General features: G+C 65.0%; 18 protein-coding genes. 11 read left to right on the top strand and 7 right to left on the bottom strand.

What is annotated here, in order from left to right; translation table 11 throughout:
• Positions 1-29: 29 nt before the first annotated feature.
• Together A5766_RS07690 and A5766_RS07685 are read left to right on the top strand one after the other, a co-directional pair.
• A complete protein-coding gene (locus A5766_RS07690) occupies positions 30-998 on the top strand; it encodes an NADPH:quinone oxidoreductase family protein (RefSeq protein WP_039855869.1) in 969 nt (322 codons plus the stop codon).
• 407 nt (positions 999-1405) lie between these two features.
• The gene (locus A5766_RS07685; protein WP_064904187.1) at positions 1406-1681 is read left to right on the top strand and encodes a DUF2277 domain-containing protein; all 276 of its coding nucleotides are present in this window, start codon (positions 1406-1408) and stop codon (positions 1679-1681) included.
• Positions 1682-1695: 14 nt separating this feature from the next.
• On the opposite strand, the gene A5766_RS07680 is transcribed toward A5766_RS07685, so the two are convergent.
• The 7 genes from A5766_RS07680 to A5766_RS07650 form a co-directional block, all read right to left on the bottom strand.
• On the bottom strand, positions 1696-2646 hold the full coding sequence (locus A5766_RS07680; protein ID WP_064904163.1) for an amidohydrolase family protein: 951 nt from the start codon (positions 2644-2646) through the stop codon (positions 1696-1698).
• Positions 2647-2679: 33 nt separating this feature from the next.
• A complete protein-coding gene (locus A5766_RS07675; protein ID WP_064904161.1) occupies positions 2680-3300 on the bottom strand; it encodes a PaaI family thioesterase in 621 nt (206 codons plus the stop codon).
• A gap of 63 nt (positions 3301-3363) precedes the next feature.
• Positions 3364-4737 (bottom strand): alpha/beta hydrolase domain-containing protein, encoded by a 1374-nt coding sequence (locus tag A5766_RS07670; RefSeq protein WP_064904158.1) that lies wholly within the window; start codon positions 4735-4737, stop codon positions 3364-3366.
• A gap of 9 nt (positions 4738-4746) precedes the next feature.
• Positions 4747-5151, bottom strand: a complete 405-nt coding sequence (locus A5766_RS07665) for a carboxymuconolactone decarboxylase family protein (RefSeq protein WP_064904156.1) — start codon at positions 5149-5151, stop codon at positions 4747-4749.
• Complete coding sequence (locus tag A5766_RS07660; RefSeq protein WP_064904154.1) at positions 5148-6017, bottom strand: NAD(P)-dependent oxidoreductase; 870 nt, start codon at positions 6015-6017, stop codon at positions 5148-5150. Before A5766_RS07660 ends, A5766_RS07665 begins: the two co-directional genes overlap by 4 nt.
• On the bottom strand, positions 6014-6751 hold the full coding sequence (locus A5766_RS07655; RefSeq protein ID WP_064904152.1) for an SDR family oxidoreductase: 738 nt from the start codon (positions 6749-6751) through the stop codon (positions 6014-6016). Before A5766_RS07655 ends, A5766_RS07660 begins: the two co-directional genes overlap by 4 nt.
• 180 nt (positions 6752-6931) lie before the next feature.
• Complete coding sequence (locus A5766_RS07650; protein WP_064904150.1) at positions 6932-8398, bottom strand: aldehyde dehydrogenase; 1467 nt, start codon at positions 8396-8398, stop codon at positions 6932-6934.
• A gap of 81 nt (positions 8399-8479) precedes the next feature.
• On the opposite strand from A5766_RS07650, the gene A5766_RS07645 reads away from it, so the two are divergent.
• The 9 genes from A5766_RS07645 to A5766_RS24955 all read left to right on the top strand — a co-directional run bounded on the left by A5766_RS07645 (position 8480) and on the right by A5766_RS24955 (position 15860).
• Positions 8480-9067, top strand: coding sequence for a TetR/AcrR family transcriptional regulator (locus A5766_RS07645; protein ID WP_005206579.1), 588 nt, complete (start codon positions 8480-8482; stop codon positions 9065-9067).
• Between the two features lie 77 nt (positions 9068-9144).
• Positions 9145-10383: a cytochrome P450 gene (locus tag A5766_RS07640; protein ID WP_064904148.1), complete on the top strand. Its 1239-nt coding sequence runs from the start codon at positions 9145-9147 to the stop codon at positions 10381-10383.
• On the top strand, positions 10383-11213 hold the full coding sequence (locus tag A5766_RS07635) for an SDR family oxidoreductase (RefSeq protein WP_064904146.1): 831 nt from the start codon (positions 10383-10385) through the stop codon (positions 11211-11213). Before A5766_RS07640 ends, A5766_RS07635 begins: the two co-directional genes overlap by 1 nt.
• Positions 11210-12571, top strand: coding sequence for a cytochrome P450 (locus tag A5766_RS07630; RefSeq protein WP_064864841.1), 1362 nt, complete (start codon positions 11210-11212; stop codon positions 12569-12571). The genes A5766_RS07635 and A5766_RS07630 overlap by 4 nt, the downstream gene beginning before the upstream one ends.
• 9 nt (positions 12572-12580) lie before the next feature.
• Complete coding sequence (locus tag A5766_RS07625) at positions 12581-12781, top strand: ferredoxin (RefSeq protein WP_064864838.1); 201 nt, start codon at positions 12581-12583, stop codon at positions 12779-12781.
• Between the two features lie 98 nt (positions 12782-12879).
• Positions 12880-13422 (top strand): hypothetical protein, encoded by a 543-nt coding sequence (locus A5766_RS07620; protein ID WP_064904144.1) that lies wholly within the window; start codon positions 12880-12882, stop codon positions 13420-13422.
• Between the two features lie 8 nt (positions 13423-13430).
• The gene (locus A5766_RS07615) at positions 13431-14696 is read left to right on the top strand and encodes a hypothetical protein (protein WP_064904185.1); all 1266 of its coding nucleotides are present in this window, start codon (positions 13431-13433) and stop codon (positions 14694-14696) included.
• 28 nt (positions 14697-14724) lie between these two features.
• Positions 14725-15612: an SDR family NAD(P)-dependent oxidoreductase gene (locus A5766_RS07610; RefSeq protein WP_005206586.1), complete on the top strand. Its 888-nt coding sequence runs from the start codon at positions 14725-14727 to the stop codon at positions 15610-15612.
• Between the two features lie 68 nt (positions 15613-15680).
• Positions 15681-15860, top strand: a complete 180-nt coding sequence (locus tag A5766_RS24955; RefSeq protein WP_156527408.1) for a hypothetical protein — start codon at positions 15681-15683, stop codon at positions 15858-15860.
• The last annotated feature ends 3 nt before the right edge of the window (positions 15861-15863 follow it).

Below are 15863 nucleotides of genomic sequence, written 5' to 3'. Positions count from 1 at the left end.
GAGCGTTCGCTCCGCGTAGGGTTGGCTGCATGAAAGCACAGGTGCTCACCGCAGAGTCCGGACCAGACGGTTTGCAGTTGACCGAGGTCGACGATCCGACACCCGGCGCGGGCCAGGTACTCGTCGACATCAAGTCGTGTGGCGTGTGTTTCCCCGACCTCCTGATGAGCCAGGGCAAATATCAGTTGAGGACTCCCGTGCCGTATACCCCGGGGACCGAGGTCGCAGGCGTGGTGCGCGAGGCGCCCGCCGACTCCGAATTCAGCGCGGGCGACCGCGTGCTGGTCGCGTCGATCGTCGGCGGGTTCGCCGAACAGGTCACCGCGGCACCGGAGCAGTTGCTGCGACTGCCCGACGAGCTCTCGTTCGACGAGGGCGCCGCCATGGGTATCAACTTCCAGACCGCGCTGTTCGCGCTGAAACTGCGCGCACAGACTGCGCCGGGTGAGATCGTCGGTGTCCTCGGCGCCGCCGGTGGCGTTGGCGTGGCGTCGATTCTGGTCGCCAAGGCGATGGGCGCGACGGTCGTCGCGATCGTGCATCGCACCGGGGCCGAGCAGATGCTGCGCGATCTGGGCGCCGACCACGTGGTGCAACTGTCCGACGGCTGGGGAGACCGGCTCAAGGAGGTCGCGCCCGAGGGTGTCGACGTCATGATCGATCCGGTCGGCGGCGATGTTTTCGACGAGGCGCTGCGCCAGGTGGCGCCCGACGGTCGGTATGTGGTGATCGGCTTCGCCGCGGGCGGCATCCCGTCCGTCAAGCTCAACCGTGTGCTGTTCCGCAACATCGCCGTCGTCGGTGCCGCCTGGGGCGAGTACGTGCGCACCCATCCCGACGTGCCCGCGCTGCTGCACGACGAGCTGACGGAGATGATCGAGGCGGGGCTCCGGCCGCCGGTGAACGTCCGCTACCCGCTCGCCGACCTCCCACAGGCGTTGACGGATCTCGCGGAGGGGCGGATCCTGGGCAAAGCGGTCGTGCACGTGGCGGACTGAGGTTGCCCCGCTGGTCGAGCCTGGCCCGCGGGAGTGGTTTCGACTCGGGTGCTCGCTGCGCTCGCGCCCGCTCAACCAGCGGGAAGGCCAGGTCGAGTCTTGCCCACCGCTGGTCGAGTTGAACCCGCTGGTCGAGCTTGTCGAGACCACCGCTGGCCGAGCTTTGCCCGCGGGAGTGGTTTCGACTCGGGTGCTCGCTGCGCTCGCGCCCGCTCAACCAGCGGGAAGGCCTGGTCGGTCTTGCCCACCGCTGGTCGAGCTTGTCGAGACCACCAACCAGCGGGAGGCTGGTCGAGTCTTGCCCACCGCTGGTCGAGCTTGTCGAGACCACCAACCAGCGGGAAGGCCTGGTCGAGCCGAACCCGCTGGTCGAGCTTGTCGAGACCACCAACCGAAGAGGAGCCACCATGTGCCGCAACATCACCGAGCTGCGCGGGCTCGAGCCGCCCGCGACCGACGACGAGGTCGAGGCCGCCGCGCGGCAGTACGTCCGCAAGGTCAGCGGAATCCGAAACCCGTCGGCGGCCAACACCGAGGCGTTCGAGGCCGCGGTGGCGGCGGTGACAGCGGCGACCGAAATCCTGCTCGACTCGCTCCCAGAGCGTCGACAACCACCCAAAACTGTGCCACCGCTACGGCGACCCGAGGTGCAAGCGCGCATCGCGGCGTCGCAGTCGCGCTGAGCGTGCCGGTCACCTCACGCGCCGACGCCGAAGAGTGACGCCGCGTTGTCGTAGAACACCCCACGCAACCAGTCGTCGCCGAGGTCGAGTCGTACCAGCGCGTCGAGCGCCTCGGTGTAGCGATACGGGATATTCGGATAGTCGCTGCCGAACAGGATCTTGTCGCCGAGGTCGAGTAGGCGTGGCCGGAGCCCGACCGGAAACGGCGCACCCTCCTCGGAAAAATCGGTGAACGACATCGTCGTGTCGAGCCGGACGTTCTCGTAGGTGTCGGCAAGGTCGAGGAATGCCTCGTACTCCGGCGTGCCCATGTGCGCGACGATCAGCGGAAGCGACGGGAACTGCCGCAGCAGCGCAGCGATCGGTTCGGGTCCGGTGAAACGACCGGGCGTCGGCCCCGAACCGCAATGGATCACCACCGGCACGCGGGAGTCCGCGATCTGCGCCCAGACGCTCGTGAGGCTCGGGTCGAGCGGGGAGTAGTCGCCGACCTGGATGTGCGACTTGAACACTCGCGTCCCGCGCTCGATCGCCTTCGAGACATACGACGCCGCGTCCGGCTCCGGATAAAACGTCGACGTGTGCAGACAGTCGGGGTGGTGCGCGGCGAAATCGGCGCCCCAGCCGTTGAGCCATTCGGCCATGTCGGCCTTGTGCGGGTAGATCATCGACGTGTAGACACGAACTCCGAACGCCTGCAACGCCGAAACGCGCACGTCCTCGTCGGCGCGATAAGTGATGGGCCATTCCCGCCCGATCATCGGCCCGACCGAATCGAAATACGCCCACACCTTGTCCATCACCCGACGTGGCATGAAGTGGGTGTGTACATCGATGATCCCGGGGAGTCCCAGGTCACGCCAGAAGTTTCGCACCTGCGCGGCTTCCGCAGCCGTGAACGGTGCCGGCGGCGTGTCGTGGTTGTGGGCGGCCGTGTCTGCTGTTCCGGTTTCTGGGTCGGTCACAAAATCACCGTACGCCGCGAGCGCCGTCGCGAACTACAGCTCGGGCACGTCCTTCGGAACGATGAAGAGTCCCTCGGCTTCGACGGTGATCCCGCGAGCGTCCGAAAGCGTGCCGCGCACCGTCTTCTTCCGGCCTGCTCGTTCGACGATCTCGGCGCGAGCGACCAACTGTCCCAGCGGAGTCGGTCGCATGTAACGGAATTCGATCGTGCCGGTGTAACTCGCCTTGTTGTCGGCGGCAGCGGCTTCACCGAGGACCTGGTCGAGGACGAGTGCGCACACTCCGCCATGAACGTGCCCCGGTGGCCCCTCGTAGGCGGCACCGAGGGTGAACTCGGCGCGTACGCCGCCTCCGTCGGGCGTCGAATGTACGGGCGGCGCGATCGCGTTGCGCATCCCCATCACTGCGTTGCCCCAGGCCATGCCGACCAGGTTGCTGGTGTAGCGCACGCCGTAGGCGCCGTCGATCTGTTGCGCACGCAGAGCGTCGACGACGTCCGAGACCGTGCGCTGGGCGTCCACGATCACCTCGTCGTCGACCTCGGTACGGATGACGGCGTCGACGAGGTCGCGCACCGACGCGACCAGCGGCTCGAAAACCGCTCGGCGTCGGGCGATCTCGTCGTCGGAGATGTCTTCTAGAGTGAAGTCCACGGGTGGCTCTCTTCGATCGGAAACGACACAGACAGGGACGGTCCGGGTCAGGGTGACGGGGTGTCAGGCTGTGAGGGGTCCGGGTCGGGCGTCGGCCAGCACTTCATCCCGGTCGGCAGGGCTGATCACTCCGCGTGCGATCGCGTCGTCGGTCGATGCCTCATACGTGCGCAGATAGTCGGCGTGTGTCGGATAGCGAGTCGAGAGTTCGTCGTCGGATAGCGGTGTGGTGGAGCCGAAGAGCACGCAGATGCGCGGTACGTCGCCTGTGACGACGCCGCTGAGTACCTCGGTCGGTGCATCGACGCACGGTGTACGCACGCCCCCGAGGACGTTGCCGACGTCGTCGCGCGCATAGCGGGGCGAAGCGGCGGTGACGTCGACGTCGAGCGGCGCGGAAGTCGGTGGCGGCGTTCCGTTCTCGATCCACTCGCGCAGATGCGCCAGCGCTGCGCGCAGCACAAACACCTGCTGGCCACGGTTGACCGGCTGCGGGCATCCGAGGAGATCTTCGTACTCGCCGATCTGTACGAGATCCGCGTGCGACGTCCCGGCGACCTCCCACGCGCGGAAGACGTCCGTATCCGGTTGTCGCGCTTCGATATAGCGAAAATCGGTGAGTACATCGGTCTCCGTCTGTACGACGAACGCCGGGGTTGTGGCGTCGGAGCGGATCGGATGCGGTGGGCCCGCGTAGGCGGGGGAGATGTCGATCGGCTTGCCCCGCTCGCCAAGGGGGAGTTGTCCGAGTGGGCGTGAGTGGATCAGCGCAGCATCGATCGCGCCGTGTTTCTGCGCGATCCGATTCACGTAGGTGGTCAATGCCATTGCGGATTGCGATTCGCCTGCCGCGATGACCCAGCGCACGTCGAGGCCTGCGAGGGGATGGTATTCGGAGTCGTTGTCGCGCAGAGCTTGTGCGATCGACCCGAACATGTCGTAGCTGTACCCGTCGCCCGGATGATGCAGCCCCGCATAGCGCTCCGGGTCCTTCGCCTCCAGCGAATCACCCTGCACGCCGGCTGTTCCCGCGCCCGTCGTCTCGAGGTCGACGGAATCTCGGCCACCCGCGATGCCCGTGTACTGCGCCGAGATGCCGACATACGCTGTTCCTGAGCGCACCAATTCCTTTGCGACGTAGGTGTATTCGGGTGCGGAGTCGGCGCCGCTGCTGACGTTGAACCATTCGACGACGACGTGACCGTTGAACTGCGCGGCGTCGGGTCGACGTACGAGGATGCGTGTGGTGAACGGTGCAGGATCGACACCGTCGAGTTCGCCGTCCGGTCTGTCGACGAAGCGTCGGGCAATCCCGCTGGCGGCGAACTCGAGTTCGGAATATCCATGCCCGGCGAGGTCGGGACCGGGGGACGCAGACATCACGCTGGTCTGTCCCGCCCCGCCGGTCAACTCGCGGAAAGCGATCGTCGCAGTCATTCCTCGAGGCTAGCCCTGCTTACTCTGCGACTTGCGATACTTGCTGATCACCTGGCCGAACATCATGTTCATCTTGGTGCCCAGCGGCCAACCGACGTAGTAGCAGAGGAACAGCGAGATCTCTTCGAGCTGCTCGGGCGTCAGTTCTTCGTTGCTCAGCGCGGCGCCCGCCTGGATCTCGGCAACGTCGACCTGTCCGCTCGCGGCGAGCGCGCCGAGCAGGATGAGCCGTCGATCGCGGATACTCAGCGCCGGTCGTGACCAGACCTCGGCGAAGAGCTGATCGGCAGTGTGCGCGAAGTGCAGGCCGGGGCCGTCTGACATTTCCCACCCGTAGACCTGAGACATCAGATCGAGTCCGCGTTTGCGTTGCTTGGTCTGGGTATCCGGGTCGGGGGTTGCGTCGTCGGTCATTTCTCTCCTTCGCTGTGTGGCACGCCGAGGCCTGTGGCGAGACCGGCGAGTGCTTCTGTCCCCAGGGGCAATTCGACGTCGAGACTCTCACCGAGGGTGAGTGCGAGCGAGAGATCCTTCTCTCCGAGCTCGCGGACGTGAGTGAAGACGCCGTACCAGAAGTCCTCGGGTTCGATCGGTGCCGTGGTGTCGCGCAGCATGATTGCACCCGCACCGCCGGTGATGGCGTCGGTGTGGCGGACCACCTTGCCCAGTTTGGCGACGTCGATGCCCGCCGCCTGTGCCAACCGCGACGCCTCTGCGGTCGCCGCGAACGAGATGAAGTGCAGCAGGTTGCGAGCGAGCTTCATCTTGGTGCCTGCACCCACGTCGTCTCCCGCGTGGACGAGCATGTCAGAGGTCAGCGCGAAGGGTTCCTTCAGGCGTACGTAGGCATCTCGCGGCCCGCCGACCATCACGGCGAGACGTCCCTGCTCAGCGCCGGGTGCACCACCGGAGATGGGGGCGTCGAGCAGCGTCACTTCACGTTCGGCGCAGACGGAGGCGAGGTCGACGGCCGTCTCGGGGCCGATCGTTGAGTGGACCGTGAAAATCGTGCCGGGTGCTGCGCTCTCGAGTAGGCCCGTCACGACCGTGCGGACCTGCGCGTCGTCGCGCACACAGATGCCGATGATGTCCGACGACGCCGCGAGCTCCGACAACGACGACGCCGCGCGTGCGCCCTGATCGACGACTTTGGCGACTGCGTCGGGAGCGAGATCGAAAACTGTCAGTCCGCCAGGCCATTTCGCCAATCGGCCGGCCATCGGGCCTCCGATGTTGCCGAGCCCGACATAGCCGAGACGGGACACCGTGTCGGGAGTCATGACCGGATGACCTGTCCGCCGTCGACGTTGAAGATCTGTCCGGTGACCCAACTGGCCTCGTCGGAGAGCAGAAACAGGCACATGCCGACCAGATCTTCTGGTTGGCCGAAACGCTTGAGCGGCAGACGGTTGACGATGTCGGCGACCATCTCCTTGGGCGTCGTCTCGCGTGTTGCCTCGGTGTCGATCGGTCCGGGAGCGATCGCGTTGACGCGGATGTTCTGGCCACCGAGTTCGGTCGCCAACTGCTGCGTCAGACCGTTGATCCCGACCTTGGCGAGGCCGTAGAAGCCGCTGTAGAGCCATGCGGCGGTGGAGGATTGGTTGACGATGGCCCCGCCGTCGCGCATGTGTCCGTACACCGCGCGGGTGACATTGAGCGCGCCATCGAGGTTGACGCTCATGAACTTCTTGTAGTAGTCCCACGGCACGGTGATGAGGAAGTCGAGCTTCATGCCACCGTAGATTGCCGCGTTGTTGACCAGGCCGTCGACGGAGCCGTAGGCGTCGACGGTTGCGGCGGCGAGGGCCTGCGCGGAGTCGGGGTCGGAAACGTCGGTGTGGACGTACCGTCCGCCGATGTCGGCGGCGACCTTCTCGCCTGCGTCGTCGTTGAGGTCGGCGATCACGACGTTCGCGCCCTCGGCGGCGAGGCCGCGGGCGTACGCCTCACCGATGCCCCCCGCGGCTCCGGTGACGATGTAGGTGCGATCAGTGAATCGTGCGGAAGTCATTGCGCTGCTGTCTCCTTGGATGTGGTGGTTGGTCGCGCTGGTTTCGACGCGGGTGGTGGTTGTCCCGCTGGTTGAGCCGCCGCGAGGGACGAGTGGCGTGTCGAAGCCTGCGGGGCGCTGGTCTCGACGCGGGTGCTCGCTGTGCTCGCGCCCGCTCGAGCAGCGGTGGGCTTGTCGAGATCACGCGGGCTCCGCGATGGCCTTGGTCTCGAGGTACTCCTCGAAGCCCGCGACGCCCATCTCGCGGCCGATGCCCGACTGTTTGTAGCCGCCGAACGGGACTTCGGCCGAGTACCAGATGCCGCCGTTGATCGACATCGTTCCGGTGCGGACGCCGTCGACGACCCTGTTGATGCGGCCGCGGTCGGTTCCCCAGACGGCCCCCGAGAGGCCATACGGGGAGTCGTTGGCGATGCGGATGGCGTCGTCGTCGCCGTCGTGGCCGAGGATGACGAGCACCGGGCCGAAGATCTCCTCCTGTGCCGTGCGTGACGAGTTGTCGAGGCCGGAGATCAGGGTCGGCGACACGAAGAAGCCCTTCTCCTTGTCGGCGGGCCGGGTGCCGCCGATCTCGATCGTGCCGCCTTCGGTCTTTGCGAGCTCGATGTACGACTCCACACGCTCGCGCTGCGTCGCCGAGATCACCGGGCCGCAGATCGTGCCGGGATCGGTGGGGTCGGCCGCTGCGAACCCGGCAAGCGAGTCGCGCGCCAATGCTGTTGCCTCCGCGAGCTTCTCACTTGGGACGACGAGTCGGGTGGTGATCGCGCAGCCCTGACCCGCATGCGTCACGACGGCAAACGCGGCCATTGAGACCGCGGACGCAAGGTCGGCGTCGTCGAGCACGATGAATGCCGACTTGCCGCCCAGCTCGAGGAAGACCTTCTTGAGTGTTTCGGCCGCCGAGGCCATCACCTTCTTGCCGGTGGCCGTCGAGCCGGTGAACGAGACGATGTCGACGCGCGGATCGGTCGACAACTGTGCCCCGAGTGCGTGATCACTCGACGTCACGATGTTGACGACGCCCGGCGGAAAGTCGGTCTCTTCTGCGATCACCTTGCCGACCAGAGCAGCGCACCAGGGTGTATCAGGTGCCGGCTTCAGCACGACGGTGCAGCCCGCTGCCAGCGCCGGTCCGATCTTGGCGAAGTTGATCTGATGCGGGAAGTTCCACGGTGTGATTGCTCCGACGACGCCGACCGCCTCTTTTCGGATCTCGCGGGTGTTCCTGATTCCCATGGGCTTTGCCTCGCCGAGGTCGTGGGTCCACTCGTAGCTCTCCGCCAGATCGGCGAAGTATCCGAGGTCGCGGATCGGCCCCTCCAGCTGCGGTCCGTGAGTGAGGAACACTGGGCAACCGACCTCGGCGACGGTGAGCTCGCGCAGTTCGTCTGTGTGGGCGAGCAGTGCGTCGCGCAGTTGTCGCAGGCAGTGTGCGCGGAATGTGGCGTCGCGCGACCAGTTGGTCGTGTCGAAGGCGTGGCGGGCGGCGGCGATGGCCGAGTCCATATCGTCGAGGGTTGCGTCGGCCGCCTGGCCGATGACCTCCTCGGTTGCCGGATTCACGACGTCGAAGACGCCGCCGCTGCCGGGAATGAGCTTGCCGTCGATCAGTAGATCCGACGCTGATGCTGGACGAAGTGACATGAACTGGGCTCCAACGCTGACTGGAAGACTATCTGGACAGGTGTCTGGACTCGAGTTCAAACCTAGTGTAGCGTCGGTCACATGTCCAGCCCCGTGTCGCAGGAATCCACGCGCCGCCGACTGACCGCACAGCAAGCCGAGACGGTTGCGCGGCTGACAGATGCCGCGGTCGATGTACTCAATTCAGACGGTTTTGACGGCCTGACGGTGAGGGTGGTCGCCAAGCGTGCAGGGGTCGCGCCCGCGACGGCGTACACCTACTTCTCGTCGAAGAGTCACCTTGTGGCAGAGGTCTTTTGGCGTCGGCTGGCCGAGGGAGTGCCAGAGGCCGACGCCTCGCTCTCGCGCGAGGATCGGGTTGCCGAGATCCTGCGCAACGTGTCGCTTGTGGTCGCGGGTGAGGGGCAACTCGGCGGCGCCGTCACGGTCGCACTGCTCGGTACCGACCCCGACGTCGAGCACCTGAGGTTGCGTATCGGTGGCTTCATCCGGACGCGACTCGCGCAGGCGCTCGAGGTCGACGTCGAACATCCCGGTCTGGTTGTCGACGCACTCGAGATGCTCTACGCGGGCGGTCTCGTCCACGCCGGCATGGGACATCTGACCTACGAACAGACGTCCGAGCGGCTCGTCGCCGCAGCACGCCTGATCCTGTCGGCGCAGCCCTAGGTGGGTAACGCCAGGTGCGCGACCCCGCCCCGAAGGCACGCCTTCGACATGCACATACCGTCAATGGAGGTTCATCGATGACCGAGACCGCAATGGTCGCGGGGATGCAGCAACAGATTCCTTTCGACCCCTATGCCTACGACTTCCACGAGGATCCGTACCCGACGTACGCGCGACTGCGCGATCAGGCGCCGGTGTATTACAACTCGGATCTGGATTTCTGGGCGCTCGCCGGTCACGACGATGTGCGAAACGCGTTCCGCGACAGTGTGAATCTGTCGAATGCGTGGGGCGTGTCGATGGACCCGTCGTCGTACGGACCCGACGCACACAAGTCGATGTCGTTTCTCGCCATGGACGATCCCAAGCACATGAGAATCCGCAAGCTCGTCTCGAAGGGCTTCACTCCGCGTCGGGTCAACGACCTCGCCGGTCGGATCACCGCACTGACACACCATCATTGGAGTTCGTGCCTCGATAAAGGCGAGTTCGATTACGTCGCCGACTTCGCCGGCCTGCTCCCGATGGACGTCGTATCGGAAATGCTCGGTGTGCCCGAATCCGACCGCGCGTATCTGCGGAAGCAGTCGGACCTGTTGCTGCACCGCGAGGAGGGTGTTCTCGACATCCCCGGGGCAGCCGTCTACGCCTACCTCGAACTGCACAAGTACTACTCCGCACTCATCGACGAACGCCGTAGCAACCTCGGCGACGACCTCGTATCCGCACTCATCACCGCGGAAATCGACGACGACGAGACGGGCGAGAAGACCACACTGACCGAGGACGAGATCGTCGGATTCATGGTCCTCATGGTGGTCGCCGGCAACGAGACGACCACCAAACTGCTTGCCAACGCGCTGTATTGGGGCTGGCGCAATCCCGATGAGCTCGCCAAGGTGCTCGCCGATCCCGAAGCGGTGCCGCAGTGGACCGAAGAGACGCTGCGCTACGACAATTCGACACAGATGGTGCTGCGCAGAGTGGCCGGAGACGTCACCTACGGTGAGCAGGTCATTCCGGAAGGTCACCGGGTACTACTCCTCGTCGGCTCGGCGAACCGCGACGAGAATGTATTCGACGACGCGTCGTCGTATCGCATCGGTCGCGACTGCAGCCAGGCATTGATGAGTTTCGGTATGGGAGCACACTTCTGCCTCGGCGCGCATCTCGCGCGGCTCGAGGCGAACATCGGTCTCGCCGAGGTGGTTCGGTCGATTCGCTCAGTCGACATCGACATCGCCAACGCAGAACGGGTGCACTCGGTGAACGTGCGCGGATTCGCGTCACTCCCGGTGAAGGTGACGGTGCGCTGATGGCATACATACCTCATCCGGAGCGTCGGCCCGTACTGGTTGCGGGAGCGTCCTCGGGAATCGGAGCCGCGACGGCCGAATACCTCGCCGCCGCAGGCTATCCCGTCGCACTGGCCGCCCGACGTGTCGACAAGCTACAGGAGCTCGCCGACAAGATCGCTGGTGCTGGAGGCGAGGCGGTCGCCGTCCCACTCGATGTCACCGACGACGCGTCGGTGCGTGACTGCGTCGCGAAAGCCCAAGCCGCGCTGGGGCCAATCGAGATCGCGGTTGCCGGAGCCGGCGACCTCGACGTCGGGCTCTCCTATGAGATGAGCGAAACGGATTTCGCGTCTCAGGTCGACATCCACCTCGTGGGTGCACATCGGCTCTACCGCAACATCGTCCCCGGGATGATCGACCGCGGTCGTGGCGATTTCGTGTTCATCGGGTCCGACGTCGCGGTGCGTCCACGACCATGGTCGTCGGCCTATGTCGCGGCGAAGACGGGCGTCGACGGCTTGGTTGCCACAGCGCAACTCGAACTCGAGGGCACGGGCGTCCGCGCCAGCATCGTCCGTCCGGGCCAGACCATCACCGGCATGGGTTTCAACCTCGCACCCGAGGTGATGGAGAAGATGCTCAACTCGTGGATCACCCACGGACTTGCCAGACACGGCAATTTCCTTGCACCAGAACATATTGCCCAGGCGATCTCGGCGATCGTCGGCATGCCACGCGGTGCGCACATGCGCGTCGTCGAGGTCGAGGCCGAGGGCGCCATCCCACGCGACAAGAGCGGTGGGGGAGCAGACATGACCGGAGACGAGATGACCGGAGGCACGAAATGAGCACACTGACGACGCCGAAACGAGTGTCCGGTGGCGACGGAGAGCACGGACACCTCGACGAACTGGCAGCCGACCCGATCGGACTGTTCTGGCGCGTGCGCGACGAGTGTGGAGACGTCGGGCAGTTCCAGCTCGCCGACCGGGAGGTGGTGCTGGTGTCGGGTGCCGCGGCCAACGAGGACTTCTTCCGCGCACCGGAGGAGGATCTTGACCAAGCGGCGGCATATCCCTTCATGACACCGGTTTTCGGTGAGGGAGTCGTCTTCGACGCGAGTCCGGAGGAGCGATCGAAGGCGATCCACAACGCCGCGCTCAAGGGGCCGCACATGAAGCAGCACGCGGTAACGATTCCCAACGAGGTCGAACGCATCATCGCCCGGTGGGGTGACGAAGGCGAGATCGACCTCCTCGAATTCTTCGGTGAACTGACGCTCTACACCTCGTCGGCGTGTCTGATCGGCCGCAAGTTCCGTGAACAACTCGACAAGCGGGTTTCCGAGTTGTTCCACGACCTCGAGAAGGGCACCGACCCGATCGCCTACGTCGACATGCACGCCGACATCGAGAGCTTCCGCAAGCGCGACTCCGCGCGGGCGGAGCTCGTCGACTTCATCCAGGGCATCATGAACGAGCGCATTGCGCGCCGCGATGACGGTTCCGATGAGGACAAGGATGATCGCGACCTGATGGACGTGCTCATCCAGGTGGGCTTCGACGCCGACACCATCACCGGGATGTTCATTTCGATGATGTTCGCGGGTCACCACACCACACAGGGCACAGCCGCTTGGACCCTGATCGAACTGCTGCGCAACCCCGACTACATGCAGCGCGTCTACGACGAACTCGACGAGATCTACGGCGACACACCGGCGGGCGAGCGTCCGGAGTACACCTTCGCTCACACCAGGCAGATGCCGCAGCTCGAGAACGCACTCAAGGAGTCGCTTCGCCTGCACCCGCCGCTGATCATTCTGATGCGCCTGGTGCAGCAGGACTTTCAGGTCGACGATTTCGAAGTTCGTGCGGGGCAGACGATTGCGGTATCGCCCGCGGTATCGAATCGGTTGCCCGACGATTTTCCCGAGCCCGACGCCTTCGACCCCGACCGTTATGTGAAGCCGCGCCAAGAAGATCTCGCCAACCGCTGGACGTGGATACCCTTCGGTGCCGGTCGACACCGTTGCGTGGGGGCACAATTCGCGATCATGCAACTCAAGGCGATCTTCTCGGTGCTGTTTCAGAACTACGAGTTCGAGATGTCCCAGCCGTCGGATTCCTACCGCAACGACCACTCGAAGATGGTGGTGCAACTCGCACAGCCGTGCCGGGTGCGCTACCGCAGACGGCGGAAGTAGGAGGGCGATATGCGAATCGAGGTCGATCTCGACATCTGCCAGGGGCACGGCATGTGTCAGATGGAGGCACCGGACGTGTTCGAGGCCCAGGTCGATCATGTCGACATCCTCGAACCGCAGCCCGACGAGAGCAAACGCGCCGAGGTGGAGGCCGCCGTGCAGTACTGCCCCACCCAGGCCCTGCGGATCGTCGAAGACAGCAGGGCGTGAGAAGCGCAGCAGAGCTTGAGAACGCAGCGCAACCTGACAACACACACCGACCCGAGAACACAGAAGTGCCTGAAGAACAGCGAACGAGAGGTGACGGCATGGCATTCGATCGTGCAGAACTAGAGGAGATGAAGGAGCGGTGGCTCGAGGCGAACATCGTCGCCGAGCGGGCCGGTGACTGGAAGCCGCTGGCCGACTTCTACACCGAGGACGCCACATACGGCTGGAACTACGGTCCGGACAAGGACTTCATGGCCGTCGGCCGCGATGAGATCCGCGAGATCGCGCTCGGTCAGGAGATGGAGGGTCTCGAGGGGTGGACCTATCCGTATCAGGAATGGGTGATCGACGACCGCACCGGTTCGATGATCGGCCTGTGGAAGCAGGTGTACGAGCGCAAGCGTGACGACGGGACCCCGTACGCTCTCGAAGGTATTCAGGGAAGCTGGTTCAAGTACGGTGGCAACTTCCAATTCCGTTGGCAGCGTGACTTCTTCGACTACGGCAACGTTTCGGCACTGTTCATCGAACTGCTGAAGGACAATGCGATGAGCGACGGGATGCTCAAGCGGATCGAAAAGGCCACCGGCGACCAGCCCGGCTGGTATCCGTTCGGCAAGGCGCCCGTCGAGTTCTGGTGATTCACGAGATGCCCACAGCCCGGACGTACTCGGATCTCACCGGTCGTCAACTCGCGACGATCGTGCCTGAACTACTGCTGTCGGGTCAGTTGATCGATCGCAGCGGGATGGCCCACCTCATCAGCGCTTTCGGCCGGGAGACGATGGCGCAGATAGCCATCGAGGAGTGGATGGCCGCGAGCCCCGTCTACACCCACCGGATGCGCGACGCGCTCGGCGTCGACGGCGACGGTGTGGCCGACATGTTCAAATGCCTGCAACTCGATATCGGGGCACCACCGCAGTTCATGGACTTCCGCTACGAGATCGATGACGAGTACCACGGCTCCTTCGTGCTCAATCACTGTGGGGCACTGATGGATGTAGAGCCGCTCGGGGACGACTACGTGACCGCGATGTGCCACGACATCGAGGACCCGACCTTCGACGCCACCGCCATCGCGACGAATCGGCGAGCGCGCATCAGACCCATTCACCGGCCGCCCCGCAGACCAACCGACCAACACCCGCACTGCGCATGGACCGTGACGATCGAACCCGACCGCGACGAGCTACCACTGCCGCCCGACGCCGAGGAGATGTTCACCAGACACGCGGCATCGGTCCAGTTGAGCACGATCGACACGACCGCGACGGACGGGCGCGTCGACTATCGCGGAGACCTGTGTGACGACCTCCAGTTCCGCGAATGGTCGCACACCGCACTCGTCCGGATCGCGGAAGAGGTTGCGCTGCAGCATCAGTTGCTCGCCCTCGGCTTCCTCGTGTCACTGCGACGCCATGCCGACAGCCCCGAACAGGTTGACGAGATCTATCGCAAACAGTTGATCGGTATCGCGGGCCTTGCGGCAGATCGACTGCGCAGCGCGTTGGCGCTCGCCCCCGACGCGCAGGGATTGGCCACCGTGATATCGCTGATCCCCGTACTCGGGCCCGTGCAGTACACCGGCGTGACGGCGGGAGTCGTCGAGGATGGCGTCGTGCTGGCTATTCCGCACAGCTCCGATGCACGATCCGACGGTGGTTGGCTCACACTGTTCGACGCCGAGCACGTCGAACCGTTGCAGGCGATCGCCACAGGTGTCGACGCGCACTGGAACGTCGAGACGGTCACCGACACCGGCGAAGCCCTCGAGGTCACGTTCGCGCTCACCGACGTCGAGAGGTCGGAGTCCGGCGAGGTCGCTATCGCACGATTCAGTTCCGGTGCCGCATGGGAGTTCGTCGATCGTGGGCGATCGCTACCCATCACGCCGATCGGCAGTCCGGTCTGATGGTCGCGCACTGCGCTGTCGAGATCTGATGGCGGCCGACGTCCCGATCGACGCGCACCTGTCCGGGCGCGTCGCGATCATCGCGGGGTCGACGCGGGGGATCGGTCTGAACGTCGCGTATGCCCTCGCCGGACACGGGGTCTCGCTCGTGGTCAATGGCCGTGACGCGAGGGCCGTCGACGACACGGTCGCCGAGATCACAGGCGGCGGTGGCTACGCGGTGGGCGTCTGCGGGTCGGCGGGCGACGAGGGCGTCGCCGAGAAAATGGTCATGACTGCGCTCGACACGTTCGGCGCACTCGACGTCGCCGTGAACTGTGCCGGAATAGCCGAACCCCCTGGGTCGACGGTCCTGACAATCACGCCCGCCGAATTCCGCGAGCAACTCGACGCACATCTGATGAGCGCCTTCTTCCTCACCCAGTCCGCTGCGAGGGTTTTCGTCGGACAGCGGTCGGGCTCGATCGTGTTGACAGGGTCGGCCGCGTCGTTGGGAACGTTCGGTGGGAGTGGCTATCCCGCGGCGAAGGGCGGGGTGAACGCTCTCGCGCTCGCCGCGTCGGGCGATCTGAAGAGTTCCGGGGTGCGCGTCAATGTCGTGATGCCCGGCGCGAAGTCGAGGCTGTCGTCGGGGCCGGACTACGTCAGACACATCGAAAGCCTGCATGCGAGAGGGATACTGGACGACTTCACCCGCGACGCGGCGCTCGCTCCCGCACCGCCCGAATACGTTGCCCAGCTCTACACATTCCTTGCGAGCGATGCCGCCGCCAGGATCACCGGCCAGATCTTCACGGCGTCGGGGGGTTTCATCGGTCGATACGATCCGCACCAACCGACGTTCGTGGCCTACCGCGACCATAAAGACACGGAGCCATACAGTTTGGCGGAGTTGGCAGGGCTGCTCTCAGAGTGAGTTGTCGAGAAGATCGGTATGGGGTTTGCACGTGATTGCGGCACAAACCCCATACCAAATCGGCATCTATGAGATCAGTTCGCGGAGCCGCCCAGCGGCGGTTCGGTCGCGGTGGGACCGTGCGTGTGCGGATCGTCGTGTGTCCTGCGTGGGCGACGCAGACACACCACGACCGCGAGGACGAGAAGAATGAGTCCGACGGTCTCCGTCGCGGACTCGTCGAGGCGATCGTCGCGTACCTGTGCTGAGCG

It is taken from the genome of Gordonia sp. 852002-51296_SCH5728562-b (assembly GCF_001665475.1).
GTDB lineage: Bacteria > Actinomycetota > Actinomycetes > Mycobacteriales > Mycobacteriaceae > Gordonia > Gordonia sputi.
The sequence above is the reverse complement of the archived record's forward strand: the minus strand, read 5'-3'. Positions and strand labels throughout refer to the sequence as shown.